This is a genomic window from Gordonia aquimaris (genome assembly GCF_026262595.1).
Lineage (GTDB): Bacteria > Actinomycetota > Actinomycetes > Mycobacteriales > Mycobacteriaceae > Gordonia > Gordonia tangerina.
This window is the reverse complement of the sequence record NZ_JAPKFM010000001.1, coordinates 63,265-87,982: the sequence shown is the minus strand read 5'-3', so window position 1 is coordinate 87,982 and position 24,718 is coordinate 63,265. Positions and strand designations below refer to the sequence as shown.

The following is a 24,718-nucleotide window of genomic DNA, read 5'->3' as shown; positions in this document are numbered from 1 at the left end:
CGCACTCAGAGCGCCACCGACGTCCCGGTTCGGTCAGGGTCGCGAACGCTTGAGTTCGAAGCCGCAGAATTCACCACCGGTGACCATGTCGATCTGCCGGCGGGCCTGCTCGATCACCGGGGTGTCGGGGTCGAGCACCGAGAGGTACTGCTCGTGTGCGGCCAATGACCGCACCGCGAGATCGATCTGATCGGCCACGTCGACCCTGTGCGTGGCGGCGGGGCCGTTTTCGAAGAGCCACCGCGGCCGCTCGACGTCGAGGCTGTCGTAGGCATCGAGCACGGCGGCGGAAAACTCCATGTGATCGCGCTGATTGGGCATCCCCGGAGCCCACTCGGGTCCGCCGTAGAGCGACAGGACCACGTCGGGATGCACGCGACAGATGGTGTCGCGCACACGGTCGCGGAGTTCGGCGGTATTGCGGATCTCGCTGTCGGGGAAGCCCCAGAACTCCACCTCGTCGACCCCGACGATGGCGGCGGAAGTGCGCTGCTCGTTTTCCCGGACGGGCCCGGCCGTGGCCGGGTCCATGCCCTCGATGCCTGCCTCGCCGCTCGACGCCAGTGCGTAGATGACGCGTTTGCCTGACGCGGTCCATCGTGCGACGGCCGCGGCCATCCCATACTCGGGGTCATCGGGATGGGCGACCAGCACGAGTGCGGTCTGCCAGTTCTCGGGGAATTGCTCCACGACAGTGCTCAGCGTTCGCGATCGAGGTTGGCCATCTTCAGCACGTCGAGGCGTGCGTCGAGTTCTGCTTCCGACAGCTTGTCGCCGATCAGGCCGCGGTCGACCACGGTCTGGCGAATCGTCTTGCCCTCCTTGAGTGCCTGTTTGGCAACTGCGGCCGCCTCCTCGTACCCGATCGCACTGTTGAGCGGGGTCACGATGGACGGCGAACTCTCCGCGAGGGTGCGCAACCGCTCCTCGTTGGCCACCAGTCCGCTGATGCAGCGGTCGGCGAACAGGCGAGACACGTTGGCCAGCAACTTCAGCGACTCGAGTACGTTGCGGGCCATCATCGGGATGTACACGTTCAACTCGAAGGCGCCGTTGCCGCCACCCCAGGTCACCGCGGCATCGTTGCCGATCACCTGTGCGGCCACCTGGGTGACCGCCTCGGGGAGAACAGGATTGACCTTGCCGGGCATGATGGAGCTTCCGGGCTGCAGGTCGGGGAGCAGGATCTCACCGAGTCCGGTGAGCGGGCCCGATCCCATCCAGCGGACGTCGTTGGCGATCTTGGTGAGGGAGACGGCGACGGTCTTCAGCGCTCCGGACAGTTCGACGAGGCCGTCGCGCGCTGCCTGCGCCTCGAAGTTGTCGGTGGCCAGCGAGAGGGCGTCGACGTCGGTCAGCCGGCGCAGTTCGGTGACGACCTTGGTGCCGAAGGCCTCCGGGGCGTTGAGCCCGGTGCCGACGGCGGTGCCGCCGATGGGCAGTTCACCGACACGTGGCAGGGTCGCGGTGACCCGCTCGATGCCGGCCTCCACCTGGCGCGCGTAACCGCCGAACTCCTGGCCGAGGGTCACTGGTACCGCATCCATCAGGTGCGTCCGGCCGCTCTTGACCACCTCGCGCCACTGTGTGGACTTGTCGAGCAGGGCCAGGCGAAGATGATCGAGTGCCGGGACGAGGTCGGTGACAACGGCTTCGGTTGCCGCGACGTGGGTTGCCGTGGGGAAGGTGTCGTTCGACGACTGCGACATGTTCACGTGGTCATTCGGATGCACCTCGACACCGTTGGCCTTGGCGATCGAGGCGATGACCTCGTTGGAGTTCATGTTGGAGCTGGTGCCCGATCCGGTCTGGAACACGTCGATGGGGAACTGGTCGTCGTGCGCTCCGTCGGCGATCTCCTTGGCAGCCGCGATGATCGCGTCGGCCTGTGCCGCGTCCAGCAGTCCGAGATCCTTGTTCACCTGGGCGCACGCCGCCTTGAGCAAGCCCATCGCGCGAATCTGGGTGCGCTCCAACGGTCGATGGCTGATCGGGAAGTTCTCCACTGCCCGCTGGGTCTGTGCGCGCCAGAGCGCATCGATCGGGACCTTGACCTCGCCCATCGTGTCGTGCTCGATGCGGTACTGCTGTTCGGTCATTCGTGTTCCTCCAGCTTCATCGGCGGTGATAACCACGGTACTCACCCCATACGTCCGGGCCATGGATGGTGTTGTGAGATCTGCCGTACTTTCGGGTCGTCAGTTGACACAAAAGTACGGCGCAACAGTCGGCGGATTGGGGATGCCGACGGACGTTATGCACAGCGGCGCTGCGGACGGGGATATCGGCGGGTGAGTCGCTCAGACTTCGGGGGTGATTGATCCGACCTGCGCTCCCGCCCTGTCGCAACTCGACGACTTGCTTGTCGAGCAAGACGGCGTTGTCGCGCGGCACCAGGTGACGGCGCGCGGGTACACCGCCGCGTTCATCCGTCGCAAAGTGCGTTGTCGGGAATGGGCTCGGGTGTATCCGGGCGTCTACGTCAACCACACCGGGCCGCTGACGTGGCGCCAGCGAGCCTGGTGTGCAGTCCTCGACGCTCACCCTGCTGCGCTGAGCCACCGCTCGGCACTGAATTCCGACGGCACACCCGACTCCGGTCCTATCCACATCGTCGTGGATCGCTCACGTCGGGTGACACGGCGTCCCGGCGTCGTCGTCCACTACGGGACTCAACTCGAAGCAAAGGTGATGTGGGAAACGCATCCTCCGCGCATGCGAGTGGAGCAGGCGGTCCTCGACGTCGCCGCTGAAGCGCGGTCGGAGACTGACGTCATCGCATGTCTGGCGGACGCCGTCAACTCCCGGAAGACGACTGCGGACCGTCTGATAGGCGCGATTGGGGTCGGCCACGGATGCGCCGTCGAGAGTTTGTGGCGGGCGTTCTCGACGATGTGGCCAACGGGACGTGCTCGGTCCTCGAGCATGGATATCTGGTGGCTGTCGAACGCAGGCATGGACTGCCCGAGCCGGCGCGACAGGCCGCGACCACAGTCGGTCGCCGTGGGTTCCGCGATGTCGACTATGTGGAGTGGGGGTTGGTGATCGAACTCGATGGTCGTGCGGCCCATGACGACTCACGGAACCGAGATCTCGACCTGCAGCGGGACCTTGATGCCGCCGTCGATGCTCAACGCCAGACGCTTCGCGTCGGTTGGGGGCAGGTGTTCGACCGCCCTTGTCAGACGGCTCGCCAGATCGGACAGGTATTGCGTGCCCGTGGGTGGGATGGCGCGGTGACTCCATGTACGTCGTGCCCGACTGCGTCGTAGATCGATATCGCCGTACTTTGAGGCCACATGTCGACACCGATCTACGGCACTGTCCTCACGACCGGACGCGAACCCCCAGCGGCACGGTGACCGCGCCACCCGGATCGGTGAAGAAGTCGTTGCCCTTGTCGTCGACGACGATGAACGCGGGGAAGTTCTCCACCTCGATCTTCCACACGGCTTCCATACCGAGCTCGGGGTACTCGATGACCTCCTGGCTCTTGATGCAGTCGAGTGCCAGGCGGGCGGCCGGGCCGCCGATCGAGCCCAGGTAGAACCCGCCGTGCGAACCGCAGGCCTGGGTGACCTGCTTGGACCGATTCCCCTTGGCGAGCATCACCATCGAGCCGCCGGCGGCCTGGAACTGCTCCACGTAGGAGTCCATGCGGCCGGCAGTGGTGGGACCGAACGAACCCGACGCCATCCCCTCCGGGGTCTTCGCGGGGCCGGCGTAGTAGACGGGATGGTCGCGCAGGTAGTCGGGCATCGGTTCGCCGGCGTCGAGGCGTTCTTTGATCTTGGCGTGCGCGATGTCGCGGGCGACCACGAGCGGGCCCGTCAGCGACAGCCGGGTCTTGACCGGGTGCTTGGACAGTTCGGCCAGGATCTCGGGCATCGGGCGGTTGAGATCGATCTCGACCGCCTCGCCGCCCTCGATGTCCTCGGTGACGCCGACGGCGGGCATGTACTTGGCGGGGTCGGTCTCGAGTTGCTCGAGGAACACACCGTCGGCGGTGATCTTGCCGAGCGCCTGCCGGTCGGCCGAACACGAGACCGCGATGGCCACCGGACAGGAAGCGCCGTGGCGCGGCAGGCGGACCACCCGGACGTCGTGGCAGAAGTACTTGCCGCCGAATTGGGCGCCGATCCCGAAGGACTGGGTGAGCTTGAAGACCTCGTCTTCCAACTCGGTGTCACGGAACCCGTGCGCCGACATAGAGCCTTCCGTCGGCAACGCATCGAGATAGTGGGCCGACGCGTATTTCGCTGTCTTCAAGGCGAATTCGGCCGACGTCCCGCCGATCACCACCGCCAGGTGATACGGCGGGCAGGCGGCGGTGCCCAGCGACCGGATCTTTTCGTCGAGGAACTCCAGCATTCGCTTGGGATTCAGGATGGCCTTGGTCTCCTGGAACAGGAACGACTTGTTGGCCGACCCGCCGCCCTTGGCCATGAACAGGAACTTGTACTCCGGTCCCTTCGGCCCCTGCTCGGTGGCGTAGATCTCCACCTGCGCAGGCAGATTGGTGCCGGTGTTCTTCTCGTCGTAGGTCGTCAGCGGCGCCAGCTGCGAGTACCGCAGATTGAGCTTCGTGTAGGCGTCGAAGACACCACGCGAGATGGCCTCGGCGTCGTCGGCGCCGGTCAGCACACCCTCTGACTTCTTGCCCATGACGATCGCGGTACCGGTGTCCTGGCACATCGGTAGGACACCTCCGGCGGAGATGTTGACGTTCTTGAGCAGGTCGAGCGCGACGAAGCGATCGTTGCTCGACGCCTCCGGGTCGTCGATGATCTTGCGCAGCTGCGCGAGGTGCGCCGGCCGCAGGTAGTGGCTGATGTCGTGCATCGCCTCGGCGGTCAGCTTCGTGATGGCCTCGGGTGTCACCTTCAGGAAGCGTTGACCGTCCACCTCGATCGTCGACACACCTTCGGTGGTGATCAATCGATAGGGCGTGTCGTCGGCGCCCGTGGGCAGCAGGTCGCTGTAGCGGAACTCAGGAGTGGGGGCTGTACTCACCCGCGAATCGTATCGTGGCCGGTCAGCGGCGGTGATCGGCTGCCGTGCCGACGGTGTCCTGAGTCACAGGTGCCCGAGGCCGCGGCCGGCGACGGGGCCCGCGGTGCAGCTCCGGCTGCACCGGACCTACACGTCCAGGCGCGCGTACTCGCGGAGCTTGGTGACCTGATGCACGGCTTCGATGCGGCGAATGGTGCCCGACTTGGAGCGCATCACCAGCGAGCGGGTGGTGGCGCCATTCGGGCGGTAGGTGACGCCGCGCAGCATGTCGCCGTTGGTGACGCCGGTCGCGCAGAAGAAGGAGTTCTCGCCGCGGACCAGGATGTCGTTGGTGAGCACGCGGTCCAGATCGTGGCCGGCGTCGATGGCCTTCTGGCGCTCGGCGTCGTCACGCGGCCAGAGCTTGCCTTGGATCTCGCCACCCATGCACTTCATCGCGACGGCGGTGATGATGCCCTCGGGGGTGCCGCCGACGCCCATCAGCATGTCGACGGTGCTGTAGTTGTCCGCTGCAGCGATCGCGCCGGCGACGTCGCCGTCGGAGATCAGCCGGATCTTGGCGCCGGCCTGACGGATCTCACCGATCAGATCGGCGTGGCGGGGTCGGTCGAGCACCACCACGGTCAGATCGGCGATGTCGATGCCCTTGGCCTTGGCGACCGAATTGATGTTCCACTCGACGGACTCTTCGATGTTGATGGCGCCCTTGGCCTCCGGGCCGACGGCGATCTTGTCCATGTAGAACACCGCAGATGGGTCATACATCGTGCCGCGCTCGCTGACCGCGATGACGGCAATCGAGTTCGGTCGGCCCTCGGCCATCAGGGTGGTGCCATCGATCGGGTCCACCGCGACGTCGCATTCCGGGCCCTGACCGTTGCCGACTTCCTCGCCGTTGAACAGCATCGGCGCCTCGTCCTTCTCGCCCTCGCCGATCACGACGACACCGCGCATTGAAACGGTCGAGAGAAGTTCGCGCATCGCGTCGACGGCCGCCCCGTCGCCCTTCTTTTTCTCACCGCGGCCCACCCACCGGCCGGCCGCGAGCGCGGCGGCTTCGGTGACCCGCACCAATTCCATCGCGAGGTTACGGTCGGGGGCCTGGGGGGAAGGGGACATGTCGGACTCCTCGGCGTGGCGGCGGTGACACTTCGACAACAAAGCGATTGTCCTCATCCTTGCATGTCACACCCGGCGTTTGAGCAGCCACCCCGCCTGGTTTACTGGCCGTCATGGCCGACAAACCCCGTATCCTGCACAGCAGCAAGGACATGATCTGGTCCTTGATCCCGCTGCTGATCATCTGCGCGATCGTGGCGGTCGCGTCCGGGAACTGCTCGGTGGGTTTGACGGGTCAGGCCTCCGACGACCAGACACCTGAGTTCGATGTGTCGAACGCACTGCAGGCCGACGCGCGTGATCTGCCGTTCCCGATCCGTCTGCCCGACACCCCCGACGGTTGGAAGCCGAACTCCGGTTCGACCCTTCCGGTGGGCGGGACGACGGTGAGCAACGTCGGCTGGATCTCAGATGTGGGCGCCTACGTGCAGCTGAGCCAGACGAACGCCGCCGAGGACGATCTGGTGGTGTTCCTCGGCGACGGAGAGGCGCTCGGTACGGGTACCCGCACCGAAGGCGGTCGCGAGTGGGTGACCTATGCCAACGGGGACAAGAAGTTCTGGATCACCGACCTCGGTGACGTTCGAATCGCCGTGCTGTCGCGTGGGCCCGACGAGGACATGTCCGAATTCGCCCGCGGCGTACTGGCCAAGCAACCGTTGCCGACGAGCTGACGCAGGGGATCAGTCCTCGGGTTCGCCCTCGCTGAGTGCGACCTCGATCCGTTCGCGAGCACCGGCCAGATGCTCCTCACATCGCTTTGCCAACGCCTCCCCGCGCTCCCAGAGCGCCAACGACGCGTCGAGGTCGAGCCCGCCGTGTTCGAGTGCCGCGACGACTTCGGCGAGCTCGTCACGGGCTGCCTCGTAACCCAGCTCCGAGACCGGCGTCTGGTCATCGGGCGTATCTGAACTCTGCGGACTCATGTGTTCGTCATCCCTTCTTCGCGTTCGTCGACTCCGCCTGCCGTGGCGCTTGGGCGGCGGCCACCTGCGCGGCGGCCGACCCGTCGGAGACCCGGATGCGTAGTTGTGCACCGGCCGGCATCTCGGCGACCGACCCGACGACATGCGCGGGCGAGACGTCGGTGCGCTGGACCACCGCATACCCGCGGGCCAGCGTCTGTGCCGGACCCAGGGTGGCCAATCGTGCGGACAGATGATCACGGCGGCGATCCTCGGCATCGATGTGCCGGCGGATGTCGCGGCGGAGGTCACGACGCATCCGATCGATGGTCTCCGCGTGCGCGTCGAGCATGGTCAGTGGCCGCGCCAGGACCGGACGGGCGCGCAATCCGTCGAGCACGTGCTGTTCGCGGCGCACCCAGTTGCGCAGTGCGTGTGCGCTGCGCCGACGCAGCTCGTCGATCCCCTCGAGTTCGGCGCCGACATCGGGCACCACCCGCTTGGCCGCATCAGTCGGCGTCGCCGCGCGCAGGTCGGCGACCAGATCGAGCAGCGGGGTGTCGGGTTCGTGACCGATGGCGCTGATCACCGGTGTCCGGCAGGCGGCCACCGCCCGCAACAGTGCCTCATCGGAGAACGGCAGCAGATCCTCCACGCTGCCGCCGCCGCGGGCGATGATGATGACCTCCACGTCCGGTTCGGCGTCGAGCTCGCTGAGATGTGTCAGTATTCGCGGAACGGCCGTCGGCCCCTGGACCGGCGCGTCGCGTACCACGAATCGGACAGCATCCCACCGATCGGCGGCCACCGTCATCACGTCACGTTGCGCTGCGCTGGCCCGACCGCTGATCAATCCGATCGACCGCGGCAAAAACGGCAGTGGGCGCTTGAGCCGCGCATCGAACAGTCCTTCCGCGGTCAGCAGCTGGCGTAGACGTTCGATCCGGAGCAGAAGTTCACCGATCCCCACCGGCCGGATGTCGGTGACACGCAGGGAGACGGTTCCGCGACCGGTGAAGTATGTCGGCCGTCCCAGCATGACGACCCGACTGCCCTCGGTGAGGGGAACTTCGGTGCGGTACAAGAGGTCTGGGCTGCAGGTCACCGAGATCGAGATGTCTGCCGCGGGGTCACGCAGCGTCAGGAAGGCGACCCGGGTGCCCGGACGCCGGTTGATCTGGGTGACCTGGCCCTCGACCCAGATCTGCCCGAGGCGGTGAATCCAGTCGGCGATTTTCGTGTTGACGGTCCGGACCGGCCACGGGTTCTCGGCCGAATTCGCGTCGGTCACAAGTCGGCGGGCGTCACGTCGACGGCTGCCGCTTGCTGTTCTGTGCGGCGATCCGGTTGTCGATCATGGTGACGAACGGCGCCCGCGACTTGGTGGCCCGTTCGTAGGCGACCAGGGCCTCGAGTTCGTCGACGCCGACCCCGCGCAGTTTGGCGCGCAGTTGTGCCAGGGTGAGGTTGTCGTACTCGATGTACTCGACGATCTCGGGCACCTCGCCGGCGCCGGTCATCTCGACTGCGCCATCCGACGTCCCGTCGCCGTCGCGACCGACCAGATCCTCCGGCGGGGCACTGTAGAGCGCGAAACGACCGGCGGACGCGTCCGGACCGGCGGTCTGCTCGGCGTCGGTCGCCGCCGCGGTCACCGACCTCTTCGCGGGCTGTGGTGCCGACTTAGTGGCCGCAGTCTTCTTCGCCGCAGTCTTCTCCGCCGCGGTCTTCTTGGTCGCGGTCGTCTTCGTCGCAGCCTTCCTGGGTTCCGGTTTCTTCTTCGGTGGGGCGGCACTCTCGATCGGGGTGCGAGCGGCCTCGGCATCCGCCTGCGCGTCGTCGTCCTCGTCGAAGCGCGCCCACTCGGGCTCCTCGACCGGACGGTCGAAGAGCATCTCCAGGGCGAGGTCGCCCTTGATCGCGAGTTCGGCGATGTTCTGCTGCATCCGCATGCCGGCCTGCACGGTTTGGCTCACCGCCGTCATGGGCAATGTGACAACCAGTGTGGGCAGTTTGCGGGTCTCCTCGATCGCGGTGACGACGAGTCCGGCGGCGATGCGGGCCGGATAGGGTGCGCGAACCATGCCCATACTCTGCCATTCCCGGTGGTACGGGTCCACCGGCGCCAGTCGGTCGCGTCGGGGACCGAACCGACCCGGACCGACCCCGTACCCTGGGAGGCATGTCTGAACGCAAACGTGTCCTGCTGGCCGAACCGCGCGGCTACTGCGCCGGGGTGGACCGTGCCGTGGAGACCGTCGAGCGTGCGCTCGACAAGCACGGTGCGCCGGTGTACGTGCGCAAGGAGATCGTGCACAACCGGCACGTGGTGGAGACCCTCAGCGAGCGCGGCGCGATCTTCGTCGGCGAGACGGACGAGGTGCCCGAAGGGGCGCTTGTGGTGTTCTCCGCGCACGGCGTGTCCCCGGAGGTGCACCGCACCGCCGCCGAACGCAGCCTGAAAACGATCGACGCCACCTGTCCGCTGGTGACCAAGGTCCACCAGGAGGCCAAGCGGTTCGCCCGCGACGATTACGACATACTGCTCATCGGGCACGAGGGTCATGAAGAGGTGGAGGGCACCGCGGGAGAGGCGCCGCAACACGTGCAGCTCGTGGACGGCCCCGACAGTGTCGACAACGTGACGGTGCGCGACGAGTCGAAGATCGTTTGGCTGTCGCAGACCACGCTGTCGGTCGACGAGACGATGGAGACGGTCAACCGGCTGCGTGAGAAGTTCCCGCTGCTCAACGACCCGCCCAGCGACGACATCTGCTATGCCACGCAGAACCGGCAGGTCGCGGTCAAGGCGATGGCGCCGCGCTGCGACCTGGTGATCGTCGTCGGCTCGAAGAACTCGTCGAACTCGGTCCGCCTGGTCGAGGTGGCGTTGCAGGCAGGCGCGAGCGCCGCACATCTCGTCGACTACGCCCGCGACATCGACCTCGACTGGCTCGACGGTGTGGACACGGTCGGGATCACATCGGGCGCGTCGGTGCCGGAGGTGCTGGTGCGTGGCGTGATCGACCTGTTGGCCGAGCACGGTTTCGACTCCGTGGAGTCGGTCACCACCGCCAACGAGACGGTCACCTTCGCGCTGCCACGTGAGTTGCGCCCCGCGCGCACCGCGCGATAGGGCCCGCGGCAACGCTCGGCGTGTCGGTCAGAACTCGTCGGGATCGAGACGTGTGACACGGCGATGGGGTAGCGCGATCGCCAGCACCGCGGCGATCAGTGCGGCACACACCCCGGTTCCGATCATCGCCACGTTGCGCGCGGTGTGATCCGGGGGTGCCTCCGGTGTGGGGGCGGCGATGGCCCTCGGCTGGGCCGCGTCCGGCGTGTCGCGGGGAATCTGATTCGTCAGCGCCGCTACGGGGTCGAGGACCCCGTAGCCGATCGCGGTGTCGTGGCCGGTCCCCGGTCCATGAGCGGTTCGCACAATGCGTGCCATGACCTCCTTCGCGCTGAGCTCGGGATAGCGCGAGCGGACCAACGCCACGGTGCCGGCCACATAGGGCGTGGCGAAGCTCGTTCCGCCGATGGGAACCGGCCCGTCGCGACCCTGTTGTGCATCGACCAGTTTCGATGAGCCGCGCGTGCTGTCGAGGCTGACGATGTCGGTGCCGGGTGCGGCCACCGCCACCCACGGTCCGTGCAGGCTGAAGCCACTGGGGGCTCCGGTGCCTGCGTCCACCGATCCGACCGCGAGCACATACGGGGTGAACCAGGCCGGACTGGCGACGGTGCTCACCGATCCCCAGCCGGTGCCACCTGGTGTCGGTTCCGCGTTCTGCTGCTGGCAGCCGGAGTTCTGCGACAGGTTGCCTGCCGCCACGACCACCACCACGTCGCGGTCGTAGGCGTATTTCACCGCCGCGCCCAGCGATGCGTCGTTGAGCCGGTCGCCGGCGGGTGCGCATGCGACCTCGGAGATGTTGATCACCGTGGCCCCGAGGTCGACGGCGCGGACCACCGCATTTGCCAGGGTGCGCACCGATCCGTAGCCCGAGCCGACCGTGGGGTCCGTGTCGTCGGCGCTGCGGCGGTCTTTGGCCGAGTAGGCACCGCTGGACTGTCGGATCGAGATGAGTGACGACTCGGGGGCGACCCCCGCGAAGGCGTCGCGGCTGCTCGGCCGTGCGGCGATGATCCCGGCCACGAGGGTGCCGTGCGCGTCGCAGTCGGCCAGGCCGGTGCCCGACGACACGTAGTCACCGCCGCCGGCAACCCGGCCCAAGCGCGGATGAGGTGTGACGCCGGTGTCGATCACCGCCACCTTCTGGCCCTTGCCCCGGCTGAAGCGCCACGCCTCGGGAAGGTTCATCATCTTCTGTGCCGCAGTTGGTTTGGAGATGTCGTGGCTGCCCGTTACCAACGGTTTGGCGCACAGCGTGCGCTGTTCGGTCGGCTCCGGTGGCGCAACCGGGGCCGAACGCACGAGGGCTGAGGAGTTCACCGTCGGTGGTGTGATCGCGCCAGCGGGTGCACCCGACAGCGTGAGAGTGAGTACGACGGTCGAGATCATCGCTGCGGCGACCGCCACGTGCCGCTGTCGAACCCGGCCTCCGAAGGTCCTGAAATGCGCGCTGCTGCGCACGTCAGATCTCCCGGACGATCCGGTACAGATCGAGAATCCACAGCAGCAGCGGCACAATGATCGCGACCAGTAGATATTCGGCGATCTCCGCGGCGCGCCGCATGACCGGTGAGAACTCCTGATTCGGTGCCACCACACCGAGCACAAGCGCCGCGACCATGATGCCCATCGCGACCACGAAGGCGGTGATGGGCCAGCCGCCCGCGCCGAATGCCAGACCGGTGGTCAGTCCGAGGAGCGCGAGTGCCCCCGAGCCGATCAGAAAGGCGGCCTGCGCCAGATCGCTGTGTGAGCGTCCCCGCAGGCACAGGACCACCGCGACGATCGCCGCGTAGGCGGCCGATTTCGGCGCGAATCCGGACAGGGGGGCGGCCGCGAGGAAGGCCGACACCGCCGTGACCAGCGACGTGCCGGCAACGATCCCGGTGAGGTAGGCATTGGCCACGAACGACCGTCGCTCCAGGGCATCGGCCTTGGGCAGCGCCATCGCGCCGATCGCGCCGATACCTTCGATCGCCGGTTTCGGCTCGACATCCTCAACGTCGATCGGCGCGCCCGCGGTCGGTACCGGAGGCAATGGCAATTTGGCCAGCACAATGGTCAACCGCGGCGCCAACGCCACCAGCAGCAAGCCGACGGCGGCGAGAACGGCAGCGACATCGCTGATCTCGGCGTCGAGGAGTAGGGCGGCGGTACAGCCGGCCCCGGTCAGCAACGTCGCGGTGGTGACCGCGCTGTGGACAGCGGCGCCTACTGCGGTGAGTCGATACGAGATCACGGTCGCGACCAGAGTCAGCGCGCAGCCGAAGGTCAGGTGTGCGGCGCCGTAGCTGCCCGGCGTCACCAGTATGCCGGTGACGAACACGAGTGGCGTTGCGGCGGCGACAAGCACTGTGGCGCTGAGTTCGTCACGGTAATAGCGCGCGACGATACTGCCCGCGGTGATCAGGCCGATGCCGGCCAGCGCGCTCAATGCGGCCACCCACACCGCCCCGCTGGTGGATCGGTAGGCGCCGAGGGCGACGGCCGCCGCGATCGCCGCGAGCACGGCGACGGTGTAGCCCGCGATCCGGGCGGACGTGGCCGACCAACTGGCGAAGCGAGATTCATTCAAACGAGCGACAGCGTCGACCACGTCGTCGAACAGCGCGGGCGCCTCGCCGGTGCGGGTCGAACGCAGAACCAGCAGGTCACCGTCGCGCACTCCGGACTCTGAGAGACAGCGGTTCGGGGCGATCGGTTCCTGTCCGACCAGGGCCAGCGTCCAGCGCTGCTGACGGTCATGCGGGCGGTCGTCCCCGCCGTCCGGGTCGTCGGGATCCCGACGTGCCGGATTGCGTGACTCTATCTGTGCGATGAGGTCGGGGATGAGTCCCGCGATTGGCATCGCCGCAGGTAAAGCCACATCCAGCTGTGTATTGCCGCCCAGGATCGACACCCGGACCAGTTCCGGTTCGATACCTGAATCGGTGCGTCCGCCTCCGGTCGGCCCGAAGCTCGGCGCGTGCGACATCCTCGTGTGCGCATCCAGAGTCGACATCTGGTGGATCCTCCCCGCCCGGTTCGCGGTTACCATGCGAACCGCGTCAATTGTGTACCAGTGGCGCCCGAGTGCACGAACTCGGGCAGCCGGATCGGGGTCGGGGGGAGATCGCGTGGTGACGACTACGGAGGGGTTCGTCCGCCGTCCGCGGATCACGCCGCCACGGATGCCGGGCGGCGAACTCAATCTGCAGCCGCCGCCGGATGTGCCGCGGGTGGTGCCGGGCAACATGCTGCTCAAACTGCTGCCGGTGGTGATGGTGGTCGCCGTCGTCGGGATGATCGCGCTGATGTTCGTCACCGGCGGACGCAACATCCTGTCCAACCCGCTGTTCATGATGTTTCCGCTGATGATGCTGATGTCGATGTTCGGCATGTTCGCTGCCGGCGGGCGCGGTGGCGGCAAGCGTGCAGCGGAATTGAACGAAGAACGCAAGGACTACTTCCGCTATCTGGGCCAGACCCGGCAACAGGTACTCGAGACGGTGACCGCCCAGCGGGCCGCGGCGACCTGGAGTCACCCGGACCCGACATCGTTGCTCGATGTGATCGGGACGCGGCGGATGTGGGAACGACGCCCCACCGACAGCGATTTCGCCCGGGCCCGGATCGGTCTGGGCACGCAGCGACTCGCGACCCGGCTGATGCCGCCGGAGACGGGCCCGCTCGAGGACATCGAACCGGTGTCGATGGTGGCACTGCGGCGCTTCTCCCGGACGTACTCGTCGGTGCATCGTCTGCCGACGACGGTGTCGTTGCGCGGATTCCCGGCAGTCAACATCGAGGGCGCGCGGCAGGAGACCCGAGATCTGGTGCGCGCGATGATCGTCGAGTTGTGCGCGTTCCACGGACCTGACCACCTGCATGTCGCGATCATCACCGGCGATCCGGCCGGCGAGGCGTGGGACTGGGCCAAATGGCTTCCACACGTGGGACATCCGACGCTGCGCGACGGGGTGGGCGCCATGCGGATGATCTATCCGACGCTGGCGGATTTCGAGAACTCCATGGCCACCGATCTACTCGAGCGAGGACGCTTCAGCCGTTCTGCCCCGCCGACCCCCGGCCGCGCACACCTGGTGGTGGTGCTCGACGACGGTCATGTCGCCGGCGATGAGCGGTTGATCAACGATGCCGGCATGGAGGGGGTCACCGTCCTCGACCTCACCGCACCCCCGGACGGGCTGGCCGCCCGGCGCGGGCTGCAGCTGGTGGTCCGCAACGCAAAGGTGTCCGCGCGCAGTGCGGCCGGCGTCGAGGAGATCGCCGACATGGACTCGCTGAGCATTCCGGAGGCGGAGACGCTGGCGCGCCGGATGGCGCGGTACCGGTTGGCCACCGCGGCGGCGTTGGCCAACCTGGAGAGCGAGGCCACCTCCAGCGATCCCGGATTGCCCGCGCTGCTCGGCATCCACGACGCCACGCGGTTCGATCCGGCGGTCGGCTGGCGAGGTCGTACCGGCCGCGACCGTCTGCGGGTGCCGATCGGGATCACGCCCGATGGGGTACCGGTCGATCTCGACATCAAGGAGAGCGCACACGGTGGCATGGGTCCGCACGGATTGTGTATCGGTGCAACCGGTTCCGGTAAATCCGAGTTCCTGCGCACGCTGGTGCTCGCGATGCTCGCCACGCATTCACCGTCGGAGTTGAACTTCGTCCTCGTCGACTTCAAAGGCGGCGCCACATTCCTGGGGCTCGAGTCGGCGCCGCACGTCGCGGCGATCATCACCAACCTCGAGCAGGAACTGTCGATGGTCGACCGCATGAAGGATGCGCTGTCGGGTGAGATGAACCGCCGCCAGGAACTGCTGCGGTCGGCGGGCAATTTCGCCAACGTCAGCGAGTACGAGCGGGCCCGCGCGTCAGGGGTTCGGCTCGAACCGTTACCCGCCCTGTTCATCGTCGTCGACGAGTTCTCCGAACTACTGGCCCAGAAGCCCGATTTCGCCGAACTCTTCGTCGCGATCGGACGGCTGGGTCGTTCGTTGCACATCCATCTGCTGCTCGCCTCCCAGCGCCTCGAGGAGGGCAAGCTCCGCGGCCTGGACAGTCACCTCTCGTACCGCATTGGTCTGAAAACCTTCTCCGCCAACGAATCCCGCTCCGTGTTGGGTGTGCCAGACGCGTATCACCTGCCCAGTGTGCCGGGATCGGGCTATCTCAAGTGTGATTCGGCCGAGCCGGTGCGTTTCAACACCTCTTACGTGTCGGGCCCCTATCACCCGCCGCTCGCCGCCGACGGTGTCATCGACGACGGGCCGGTGTACAACGGCCCGCGGGGGCGCATGAAGGTCTTCACCGCGCTGCCGGTGCCGCTCGACGACGGTGCCACCAGTGCCTCGGTGCTGGATCAGGCGCAGGCACTGCTGGACGAAGAGCCGCCGGCAGAACCCGACACCCCGTCCTACGACGATCCGGCGGCCGCCTCCGTGCCCACGTTGCTCGATACGCTGGTCGCCCGGATGACCGGACACGGCCCGCCGGCACACGAGGTCTGGCTCAAGCCGCTCAACGAATCGCCGACGGTCGATCATCTCGTCGGACGTCGGGATTGGTCGACGCCCGGGGGAGCCGGCAACCTGCGGCTCGCGGTGGGTCACGTCGACCGTCCGTACGATCAGCGCCGCGACATGCAGGTACTCGATCTCACCGGAGCCGCGGGCAACGTCGCGGTCGTGGGTGGACCGCAGTCGGGTAAGTCGACCGCGGTGCGCACGATCATCATGTCCGCCGCCGCCACCCACACCCCCGAACAGGTGCAGTTCTACTGCCTGGACTTCGGTGGCGGCAGCCTGTCGACGATCGCGGGGCTGCCGCACGTCGGCTCGGTCGCCTCGCGGGGGGACATGGATGCGGTGCGCCGCACGGTCGCCGAGGTCGCCGCGATCGTCCGCAACCGGGAGCTGCTGTTCTCCCGGATGGGTATCGAGTCGATGCGTGACTACCGGGCGCGTCGCGCGGACTGGTTCGCCGGGCGTGGCGCCGACGATCCGCTCGCCGTCGACCGCCACGGTGACGTGTTCCTGGTCATCGACGGTATCGGTGTGCTGCGCAACGAACTCGACTTCCTCGAGGAGCAGGTCACCACGATCGTGTCGCAGGGGCTGTCCTACGGCGTGCACGTCATCGTGACCGCGACCCGCTGGGCCGAGGTCCGCCCCGCCGTCAAGGACCTGATGGGCAGCCGGATCGAATTGAAACTCGGCGACGCGATGGATTCGGAGATGGGTCGGCGTGCGGCTGCGCTGGTGCCGCACAATCGACCCGGCCGCGGCTTGACCCCCGACGAGCTGCACATGCTGATCGCCCTGCCCCGACTCGACGGGGTCAGCGTCGCCGAGACGCTGCCGGCGGGTGTGCAGGATGCGGTCGACAAGCTGGTCGCCGCCTACCGCGGCCGGGAGGCGATGGCCGTGCGCAAGCTCGGCGCGCAGATCGCCCAACGCGACGTCGACTCGCTCGTGGCCGACGCGGGTCTCGAATTGGTGGCCAACCAGGTCGCGGTGGGTGTCGGTGAACTGGAGCTCGCGCCTGTGGTGCTGGACTTCACCACCCAGCCGCACTTCATGGTGTTCTCCGATGTGGAGCACGGCAAGACGACCCTGTTGCGCAACATCGTCGGCGGTCTGGTGCGCAACTCGACGCCCGACGAGGTCAAGATCGTCTTCGTCGATTACCGCCGCACCATGCTCGGCATCATCGACAGTGACCACCTCGGTGGCTACGCGAGCTCGGCCAACAAGGCCGGTCCGATGATGACGCAGTTGGCGGAGATACTGACCGCCCGGCTCCCACCGGAGGATGTGACGCCGCAACAGTTGCGGGACCGCTCCTACTACACGGGGGCCGATGTCTACCTCGTCGTCGACGACTACGACATGGTGGCCACGGCGTCGGGCAATCCGCTGTTCCCGATCGTCGAACTCGCCGCGCACGCGCGCGACATCGGATTCCACATCATCCTCGCGCGTCGCTCGGGCGGAGTGGGACGGGCGATGTTCGATCCGCTCATCGGTCGGCTGAAGGACCTGTCTTGCGACATGCTGCTCATGAGTGGCGACCGGGACGAGGGCTACATCACCGGTCGGGTGCGGATGCAACAACTCATCCCGGGCCGCGGCGAACTCGTCTCCCGGACGCGTCCCCAGGAGATGATCCAGGTCGGCTACGTCGAACCCCAGGAGTGATGGTTGGTGACCGCCGCTGCGCGCCCGACCGTGGTCGATCTCGCCTACGGCGATCTCCGGCTGTCCGACGGTCGTCGCGCCGACGTCGGTGAGCTGCTCGAGGCGGTCGACTCCGCAACGGTGGTGATCGGCGGATCGCGGATCTTCGCCGAGCAGGCATGGCGGGACGTCTGGGCGCAGCTGGGGCTACCCGATCGCGGCCCGGACGGTCCGGTGCCGATGGTCGTCGGACATCCGAGCACGTGGGGCAGCCTGCGGACCGCCGCGTTGGCGCGCTCGCTGCCTCCGATGCCGGCGCCCGTCGAACTTGTTGCGCGTGCGGTCCTGATCGCCCGCAGCCACTGCGACGGCGCGATGCAGCGCTGCGCGGTGGTAGAGACCACGCACGTGCCGGCGCCACCGCACGATCCCGCCCGATCGGTCGTCGTGAACTGGGATGTCGCGCGGATGCGGCGGACCGTCAACGGCTGGTCGGTCGAGGCCACCGATGTGCTCACCCCCGACGCCGATGACATAGCGCAGCGGACCGAGTCGATCGTCGACGACTCGGTCGAGGCGGTCTTCGTCGATGGAGCCGACCCGGCTGAGCGGGATCGCGCACGTGAGGTCGTCGGCACGCACGCCCTGGCCGGCCGCGTGGTCGACGTCGATCGTGCCCTCATCGGCCGATACGGGTGGCGGACCGGTCGTCCGCAGTCCGAAACCGGTCGATACGGCACCGCCGGGCCGATCGCCCCGGAGCCGGTCGCCGGTGGCGCTGATCGAGCCTCACGACGTGCGGTGTGGGCCTCGGGTGTCGTCGCGCTGGTGATCGCGATCGTTGCGGTCGCGGTCGGGGTGGTGCAGGTGGGCCCCGACGATCCCGCGGAGAACACGGTGGCCCTGGGGCGGACCACGATCGTCGTGCCGGCCGACTGGCGGCGCAGCGACCTGGAGTCCTCCGACGGACAGGCCGGCGTGCAGACCACACGCACGGTGTTCGCCGACCCGGACACCGGCCGGCGCCTGCTGGTGGTGCAGAGCGAGGTCCGCTCGGATTCGACGCTGGACTCGGTGGCCCGCAGCCTGGGAAATCGTATCCGGCAGCGCGGTGACGATGTGGTGACCGAGTTCTCGCCGTCGACACGTTTCATGGGTCGCGATGTGATCAGCTATCGGGAAACGCCGGCGTCGGGCAGCACCATCCGCTGGTACGTCCAGGTCGCCGACGGTCTGCAGGTCTCGGTCGGCTGTCAGGACGGCAGTGCCGGTGAATCGGTCGATGCCGAGTGTTCCCGGGCGGTCTCGACGATCAGAATCGAGCCCTCGACGTAGCCCACCACCTGGGGCGGTGGAGCGTTTTGACCCTGACCTGCGCGGTCGCGTAACCTGGATCGCTGGTGCATGGCATCTGGGTCCCCGTGAGGGATGTGGATAGTCGAGGCCCGGGTCCCCACTGGTCGCCGGGAGCAACCTCTGCCATCGTGCCCGACCAGCACCCACATCGACAGAGTTGAGGACAACTGTGCCTACCTACACCCCGAAGGCCGGTGACATCACGCGTGCGTGGCATGTCATCGACGCCACCGACGTGGTGCTCGGCCGCCTCGCCGTGCAGAGCGCGAACCTGCTCCGCGGCAAGCACAAGGCGACCTATGCGCCCCATGTCGATGGTGGTGACTACGTCATCATCATCAACGCCGAGAAGGTCGTGCTGACCAGCAACAAGGCCGACCGCAAGCTGAACTACCGCCACTCCGGGCATCCGGGTGGGCTCAAGGTCCAGACGACTGCCGAGCTCCTGGAGACCCACCCCGAGCGCGTGGTCGAGAAGGCGATCAAGGGCATGCTGCCCTCCACCAAGCTGGGTCGCGCGATGGCCGGAAAGCTGAAGGTGTACGCCGGACCGAACCATCCCCACGAGGCACAGCGCCCCGTGTCCTTCGAGATCAAGCAGGTGGCCCAGTGAGCAACGAGAACATCAACGAACCGGCCGTCGAGATCGACGACGAGGTGCAGGCCGCTGCTGCCGACACCGGCGTCGAGGCAGTGGAGCAGGCCGCCGACGACTACGACACCGATGTCGCCGTCGCTGTGAGCGACGACGTGCGTGAGACGGTCGTCCTCGATCGCCCCATCCAGACCGTCGGCCGCCGCAAGGAAGCCGTGGTGCGGGTGCGTCTCGTGCCGGGCACCGGCGAGTTCAACCTGAACGGCCGGACCCTCGAGAACTACTTCCCCAACAAGGTGCACCAGCAGCTCATCAAGGCTCCGCTGGTCACCGTCGAGCGCACCGAGTCGTTCGACATCTTCGCCAAGCTCGTCGGTGGTGGCCCCTCGGGCCAGGCCGGTGCGCTGCGTCTGGGCATCGCCCGCGCGCTGATCGAGGTCACCCCCGAGGATCGTCCGGCACTGAAGAAGGCCGGCTTCCTCACCCGTGACCCGCGCGCCGTGGAGCGCAAGAAGTACGGCCTCAAGAAGGCCCGCAAGGCGTCGCAGTACTCCAAGCGCTGAGAGTGGCACGCCTTTTCGGTACCGACGGCGTCCGGGGCCTGGCCAACGACGAGCTCACCCCAGAGCTCGCGTTGCGCCTGGCCTCGGCCGCCGCGGTCGTTTTCGAACACCAGTCCACCACCGACGTCCGGCCGCGGGCGGTCGTCGGTCGTGATCCCCGTGCATCCGGTGAGATGCTGGAGGCCGCTGTCTGTGCGGGCCTCGCTGCCACCGGAGTGGACGCGATCCGCGTCGGTGTCGTGCCGACGCCGGCTGTCGCGTTCCTCACCGCCGACTACGGCGCCGACTTCGGTGTGATGATCTCCGCATCGCACAATCCGATGCCCGACAACGGCATCAAATTCTTCTCGGGTGGCGGTCACAAACTCGCCGATGCGGTCGAAGACCGGATCGAGGCGGCGATGGCCGATGACGAGTTCGCCCGCCCGATCGGCGCGGCCGTCGGCCGGATCATCGACGCCGCCGACGCCGGTGACCGGTACCTGCGTCATCTGACCGCCGCCATCGACCAGCGTCTCGACGGCCTCACCGTGGTCGTCGACTGTGCGCACGGTGCGGCCTCGGATATCGCGCCGAGTGCGTACGCCGCCGCCGGCGCCCGGGTCATTGCGATCCACGCCGAACCCGACGGTCTCAACATCAACGACGGCTGCGGTTCCACCCACATGGGCAAGCTGCAGGCAGCGGTTCTCGAGCACGGCGCCGACCTCGGTTTGGCCCACGACGGCGACGCCGATCGCTGTCTCGCGGTGGACGCATCCGGCCAGATCGTCGACGGCGATGCGATCATGGCGGTCCTTGCGACCGCTCTGCGCGACCGGGATCGGCTGCATGACAACGTGCTCGTCGCGACGGTGATGAGCAATCTGGGTCTGCACATCGCCATGCGCGATGCGGGTATCACCTTGCGCACCACCGCTGTCGGTGATCGGTATGTGCTCGAAGAGCTGCGTCGCGGCGGGTATTCGCTGGGCGGCGAGCAGTCCGGTCACATCGTCATCCCCGCTTCTGGAACCACCGGCGACGGAGTCCTCACAGGCCTGCTGCTGATGGAGCAGATCGCGGCGACGGGGCGTCGCCTCGACGAACTCGCCGCGATCATGACCGTGCTGCCCCAAGAGCTGATCAATGTACGGGTCGCCGACAAACACATGGTGGCACGGTCGGAGAAGGTCCGACAGTCGGTGGTCGACGCCGAGACCGAGCTCGGTGGGGACGGCCGGGTGCTGCTGCGCCCGTCCGGCACCGAGCAGTTGGTGCGGGTGATGGTCGAGGCACCGACGGCGGACGCGGCGCAGACCGTGGCCCGGCGCATCGCCGCGGTGGTGGAGGCTGCGGGCACATGACCCGCCCACAGGCGGTGCTGTTCGACTTCTCCGGCACGCTCTTCCGCTTCGAGGCGCGCGACGAATGGTTCGCGGAGCTGCACGACGCCGACGGCAACGCGCTGCATCTGGACACCCAGGCGGAACTGATCCGCCGGATGACGCAGCCGGTGGGGATTCCCGCCGCGTTGGCCGATGAGGACCGGATCGCCTGGGAACAGCGTGATCTCGATCCGGCCCAACACCGCAAGGCCTACCTGTCGATGCTGCGCGCATCCGGTCTCAGCGTGGCCGATCACGCTGAACAGCTGTATGCGCGAGTACTCGATCCGCACTCGTGGCGGATCTTCGACGACACCTGCGCCGTGCTCAAAGGTGTGCGTGCGGCCGGCATCCGGGTCGGCGTGGTGAGCAACATCGCCTTCGACCTGCGTGAGGTGCTCGCGCTGCACGGCATCGAGGACCTGGTCGAGCAGTATGCGCTGTCGTACGAGGTCGGCGCGATCAAGCCGAACCCGGAGATCTTCCACGCTGCGCTCGACCCGCTGGGGATCGAGCCGGCGGCTGCACTGATGGTCGGCGACAGTGAGCACGCCGACGGGGGAGCACGCGCCATCGGATGCGACTTCGCTCTGGTGCACGACGTGCCACCGGCGCAACGGTCGACCGCTCTGATCGACGCAGTGCGAGCCCGCGGCGTGGACCTGTCGCGCTGATTTCTCGGTGTCCCCACGGAACCTGATCGGGTCGTCGCGCGTCTAAGTGGTGCTGTTCGTAAATTCGTCCGGGGTATTCATCGAACGCCGAAGACCCCCGACGAATTTGCGGACAGGGCCACTAAGGTCTGAGAGAACACGAGGCGAGGGGGTCGGGATGGTCGATGTGCCGACATCGGTCGATGTCGACGAGATCAGCGGCGTGATCGCGTTCTATCGATCCGCGGCCGACGTGGTCGATGCCGCCGCGACAGATCTGGCCGGTCATGATCTGGGCAACTGGGCGGTGGGCGAGGAGTATCACGAACTCGGGGAGCGCTACCGCGAGATGGGTCGCCTCATCTCCGAGCGGCTCGGTGCGCAGGCCCGCGCGGCCGACCGCCTGGCCGAGGCGCTGCACGAGGCGATGACGGCGTTGGTGGCGACCGACACCGAGATTGGCGCGACCGAGATCGCCGATCCGATCGCGCGCAGAGGCCGCCGATGACGCGATCGCCCGATTCCCTGCCCGCCCTGCGGGACCACGCCGTCGGCGGACTCGAGCACCTCGGTGAACTGCTCGAGTTGGCGGCCGGCCTAGGTGCCGCAGTGGCCGGAACCGAGGCGATACAGCGGCCGTTCCGGCAGGTCGGTGGGGTGGACCCGGCCCTGATGGCGGCGGAGGGCAGGCGGCTGTCGGCGGCACATCGGTCGGTCGCCGAGCGGCTGCATCGACTTCCCGAGCAGCAGGTCCGCCTGGACCGCGGGTGGACCGGCGAGACCGGCTCGCGTGCGGTGATCGCGGTGATCGAGCATCAACGCCGAGCTGAGGCCGACCTCCATGTGTTGCGGACGCTGGCCGAGGCGACTGCCGCTGCGGCGGCGGGAATCGACCAATTGTTGCGGACCTGGTACCTCACCGTCGCGCGGTTGTCGGTGCCGCTGGCCGCCGGTGTCCCGATCGGCGAGGTGCCCGGGGCGCTGGCGAGCGGACGCCTGCGCGTCGACCTGGTCGTCGACGACATCGTCTCGCGTGTCGGCCTGTACTTCACCACAGCGGAGGCGACGATCACCGGGATCGACGAGATCGTTGAGCACCTCGATCGCGCGACCGAGGACCTGGCGGCAGACGCCTATCCGGGTGACACGGACCAGCCGAGCGGTGCGGTTTCTGTCGCGCGTGCGTCAGTACCGAACGCTCCCACCGGTACAGACACTGCCGCGTCGACCGACCGCGATACCCCCGACCGCGATACCCCCGACCGCGATACCCCCGACCGCGATACCGACGTGCCGCTGCGGTTGCGGTCGTCGACTACGCCGACGCTCGAGGACGATCCCGAGCAGCCTCATCAGGTCCCGTCGGCGACGACAGAGGAAGCCGCCTCGCACCCGTCGCCCGTGGCCACCGGCGCCCCGGCACTCGAGTCCCCGCCCGCAGATTTCGCACCTGCAGAGTCCCCGGCTCCGCCATCTCCGGCACTCGAGTCCCCGCCCCCTGCCTCTCCGCCGTCGGGTTCGTCACCGGCGCATCCCTCATCCGGTGGCGAACTCGCGCTGGCCGGTGAGCAGTGATGGCCGACGCTGGGCAGGCGCGATGAATTTGGCCGATCAGATCGAGGCGATCGCACGGCGGGCCACCGCTCGCGTGGTCGCCGCCTCCAACGAATTCTCTGCCACGCAACGTCGGCTCGTCGCGGCATGCGCCGAGCACCGCGCGGCGACCGCGACAGCCGACGAGCGGTTGCGCGGCGAGCTGCATCGGGAGTCCGAGGTCGCCGAGACGGCCATACCCCGGATACTGCTGCCCGCCGACCAGGCCGCCGCGAGTCCGCACACCCCGGTCCCCGACGAATCGGTCTCGGGCGAATAGGCTGTCGGTGTGCCGGCAACCAAACCAGGACCGTCCAGTTCAGCACCGCGTCGTCCGCTGCCATCGGGCTCGCCGGGCAAGCTGATGTCGGAGTTGGGGCGTCGCGGCCCCTACCGTGTGCTGCGCGGTGATCTCGGGATCGTGGGTATGCGCGGGCAGGTGTTCTCGCCCGACAGCGGGCGCCGATTGCCGGCGATCGCGGTCGGACACACCTGGATGGCCGACAGCCAGCGCTATCGAGACCTGCTCTACCACTTCGCTTCCTGGGGTTTCGTGACGGTCGCCCCCGACGCCAACAGCGGGTTCTTCGCCTCCGACATCGGTCTGGCCGCTGATCTGCGGGCCGCACTCGACATCGTCTCGCATGTGCCACTCGGGCACGGTGCGGTGACCGTCGATCCCGATCGTCTGGGCCTGGTGGGGCACGGTTTCGGAGCGTCGGCCGCGGTGCTGGCCGCATCGGATCAGGCGTTGCGCGGACACCGGGCGCCGGAGTTGGGCGGTGTGGTCGCGGCGTTCCCGGCGCCGACCACGTCGGCGCTGCTGCCCGCGGCGGCTCTTGTCCGTGCGCCGGGCCTGATCATCGCCGGTGCGGGTGAGCTCGACACGATGGATGCGAACGCACTTCCGCTGGCGCAGGCCTACGGCGCAGATGTGGTCTTGCGCACCGTGCCTCGGGGTGCGGCTCGCGACCTGCTCGAGCGCCGCACGATCAAGTCCTTCGTCGGTATGAACGGATCCGACCGAGCGCTCCACGCCATGATTCGCGCCGCTGGCACCGGATTTCTCCTGCACAGCGTGGCCGGGGAGAAGGGGTTCGGCGGATTCGCCGACGCCGACGGTGCGGTGGGCAAGTTGAGTGCTGTCGACCTCACGGATCCGCCCGTGCAGGCAGTCGACGCGGTGTCCCACCTCCTCGGCGCCAAACCACGGAAGCGGCGGCTCAAGAAGCGTTGAATTCAC

General features: G+C 67.7%; 22 protein-coding genes. 13 read left to right on the top strand and 9 right to left on the bottom strand.

What is annotated here, in order from left to right:
* Nucleotides 1–33: 33 nt before the first annotated feature.
* The gene (locus tag OSB52_RS00410) at nucleotides 34–690 is read right to left on the bottom strand and encodes a PIG-L deacetylase family protein (RefSeq protein WP_266059605.1); all 657 of its coding nucleotides are present in this window, start codon (nucleotides 688–690) and stop codon (nucleotides 34–36) included.
* An 8-nt stretch (nucleotides 691–698) separates the two neighbouring features.
* Complete coding sequence (locus OSB52_RS00405) at nucleotides 699–2,099, bottom strand: class II fumarate hydratase (RefSeq protein ID WP_235723675.1); 1,401 nt, start codon at nucleotides 2,097–2,099, stop codon at nucleotides 699–701.
* A 756-nt stretch (nucleotides 2,100–2,855) separates the two neighbouring features.
* Here OSB52_RS00405 and OSB52_RS24930 point away from each other — a divergent pair.
* Nucleotides 2,856–3,272 (top strand): putative endonuclease domain-containing protein, encoded by a 417-nt coding sequence (locus tag OSB52_RS24930; RefSeq protein WP_308203646.1) that lies wholly within the window; start codon nucleotides 2,856–2,858, stop codon nucleotides 3,270–3,272.
* 55 nt (nucleotides 3,273–3,327) lie between these two features.
* Here OSB52_RS24930 and OSB52_RS00395 read toward each other — a convergent pair whose 3' ends face one another.
* Together OSB52_RS00395 and glpX are read right to left on the bottom strand one after the other, a co-directional pair.
* Nucleotides 3,328–5,013, bottom strand: a complete 1,686-nt coding sequence (locus OSB52_RS00395; RefSeq protein ID WP_266059604.1) for a fumarate hydratase — start codon at nucleotides 5,011–5,013, stop codon at nucleotides 3,328–3,330.
* Between the two features lie 126 nt (nucleotides 5,014–5,139).
* A complete protein-coding gene (glpX, locus tag OSB52_RS00390) occupies nucleotides 5,140–6,132 on the bottom strand; it encodes a class II fructose-bisphosphatase (protein WP_235723677.1) in 993 nt (330 codons plus the stop codon).
* Between the two features lie 113 nt (nucleotides 6,133–6,245).
* On the opposite strand from glpX, the gene OSB52_RS00385 reads away from it, so the two are divergent.
* Entirely contained in the window at nucleotides 6,246–6,806 is a 561-nt protein-coding gene (locus OSB52_RS00385; RefSeq protein ID WP_266059603.1) for a DUF4245 domain-containing protein, read from the top strand.
* 9 nt (nucleotides 6,807–6,815) lie between these two features.
* On the opposite strand, the gene OSB52_RS00380 is transcribed toward OSB52_RS00385, so the two are convergent.
* Genes OSB52_RS00380 through OSB52_RS00370 form a run of 3 tightly spaced genes read right to left on the bottom strand, consistent with a single transcriptional unit; the run spans nucleotide 6,816 to nucleotide 9,121 of the window.
* Entirely contained in the window at nucleotides 6,816–7,058 is a 243-nt protein-coding gene (locus OSB52_RS00380; RefSeq protein WP_235723679.1) for an exodeoxyribonuclease VII small subunit, read from the bottom strand.
* Nucleotides 7,059–7,065: 7 nt separating this feature from the next.
* Nucleotides 7,066–8,328, bottom strand: a complete 1,263-nt coding sequence (gene xseA / locus OSB52_RS00375; protein ID WP_266059602.1) for an exodeoxyribonuclease VII large subunit — start codon at nucleotides 8,326–8,328, stop codon at nucleotides 7,066–7,068.
* 13 nt (nucleotides 8,329–8,341) lie between these two features.
* The gene (locus OSB52_RS00370; RefSeq protein ID WP_266059601.1) at nucleotides 8,342–9,121 is read right to left on the bottom strand and encodes a lipid droplet-associated protein; all 780 of its coding nucleotides are present in this window, start codon (nucleotides 9,119–9,121) and stop codon (nucleotides 8,342–8,344) included.
* Nucleotides 9,122–9,219: 98 nt separating this feature from the next.
* Between OSB52_RS00370 and OSB52_RS00365 the strand changes: the two genes are divergently transcribed.
* Nucleotides 9,220–10,173 carry a 4-hydroxy-3-methylbut-2-enyl diphosphate reductase gene (locus OSB52_RS00365; RefSeq protein WP_235723682.1) on the top strand — a complete coding sequence of 318 codons (954 nt, stop codon included), beginning with the start codon at nucleotides 9,220–9,222 and terminating at the stop codon, nucleotides 10,171–10,173.
* Nucleotides 10,174–10,200: 27 nt separating this feature from the next.
* On the opposite strand, the gene mycP is transcribed toward OSB52_RS00365, so the two are convergent.
* Nucleotides 10,201–11,565 carry a type VII secretion-associated serine protease mycosin gene (gene mycP / locus OSB52_RS00360; protein WP_235723754.1) on the bottom strand — a complete coding sequence of 455 codons (1,365 nt, stop codon included), beginning with the start codon at nucleotides 11,563–11,565 and terminating at the stop codon, nucleotides 10,201–10,203.
* Between the two features lie 73 nt (nucleotides 11,566–11,638).
* Nucleotides 11,639–13,177, bottom strand: a complete 1,539-nt coding sequence (eccD, locus tag OSB52_RS00355) for a type VII secretion integral membrane protein EccD (protein ID WP_372475001.1) — start codon at nucleotides 13,175–13,177, stop codon at nucleotides 11,639–11,641.
* Nucleotides 13,178–13,292: 115 nt separating this feature from the next.
* Here eccD and eccCa point away from each other — a divergent pair, with 115 nt between their 5' ends.
* From eccCa to OSB52_RS00305, 10 genes are all read left to right on the top strand, one after another.
* Nucleotides 13,293–17,369: a type VII secretion protein EccCa gene (eccCa, locus tag OSB52_RS00350; RefSeq protein WP_266059600.1), complete on the top strand. Its 4,077-nt coding sequence runs from the start codon at nucleotides 13,293–13,295 to the stop codon at nucleotides 17,367–17,369.
* Nucleotides 17,370–17,375: 6 nt separating this feature from the next.
* A complete protein-coding gene (locus tag OSB52_RS00345; protein WP_308203645.1) occupies nucleotides 17,376–18,683 on the top strand; it encodes a type VII secretion-associated protein in 1,308 nt (435 codons plus the stop codon).
* A 190-nt stretch (nucleotides 18,684–18,873) separates the two neighbouring features.
* Entirely contained in the window at nucleotides 18,874–19,317 is a 444-nt protein-coding gene (gene rplM, locus OSB52_RS00340) for a 50S ribosomal protein L13 (protein ID WP_235723685.1), read from the top strand.
* Entirely contained in the window at nucleotides 19,314–19,862 is a 549-nt protein-coding gene (gene rpsI, locus OSB52_RS00335; protein ID WP_235723686.1) for a 30S ribosomal protein S9, read from the top strand. The genes rplM and rpsI overlap by 4 nt, the downstream gene beginning before the upstream one ends.
* 2 nt (nucleotides 19,863–19,864) lie before the next feature.
* Nucleotides 19,865–21,208, top strand: coding sequence for a phosphoglucosamine mutase (glmM, locus tag OSB52_RS00330; protein ID WP_235723687.1), 1,344 nt, complete (start codon nucleotides 19,865–19,867; stop codon nucleotides 21,206–21,208).
* Nucleotides 21,205–21,903, top strand: a complete 699-nt coding sequence (locus tag OSB52_RS00325; RefSeq protein WP_235723688.1) for an HAD family hydrolase — start codon at nucleotides 21,205–21,207, stop codon at nucleotides 21,901–21,903. Before glmM ends, OSB52_RS00325 begins: the two co-directional genes overlap by 4 nt.
* Before the next feature lie 157 nt (nucleotides 21,904–22,060).
* The gene (locus OSB52_RS00320; protein WP_235723689.1) at nucleotides 22,061–22,390 is read left to right on the top strand and encodes a hypothetical protein; all 330 of its coding nucleotides are present in this window, start codon (nucleotides 22,061–22,063) and stop codon (nucleotides 22,388–22,390) included.
* The gene (locus OSB52_RS00315) at nucleotides 22,387–23,457 is read left to right on the top strand and encodes a hypothetical protein (protein WP_266059597.1); all 1,071 of its coding nucleotides are present in this window, start codon (nucleotides 22,387–22,389) and stop codon (nucleotides 23,455–23,457) included. The genes OSB52_RS00320 and OSB52_RS00315 overlap by 4 nt, the downstream gene beginning before the upstream one ends.
* A gap of 22 nt (nucleotides 23,458–23,479) precedes the next feature.
* Nucleotides 23,480–23,755, top strand: coding sequence for a hypothetical protein (locus OSB52_RS00310; RefSeq protein ID WP_235723691.1), 276 nt, complete (start codon nucleotides 23,480–23,482; stop codon nucleotides 23,753–23,755).
* 9 nt (nucleotides 23,756–23,764) lie between these two features.
* Complete coding sequence (locus OSB52_RS00305; protein WP_266059596.1) at nucleotides 23,765–24,712, top strand: dienelactone hydrolase family protein; 948 nt, start codon at nucleotides 23,765–23,767, stop codon at nucleotides 24,710–24,712.
* Nucleotides 24,713–24,718 lie beyond the last annotated feature (6 nt).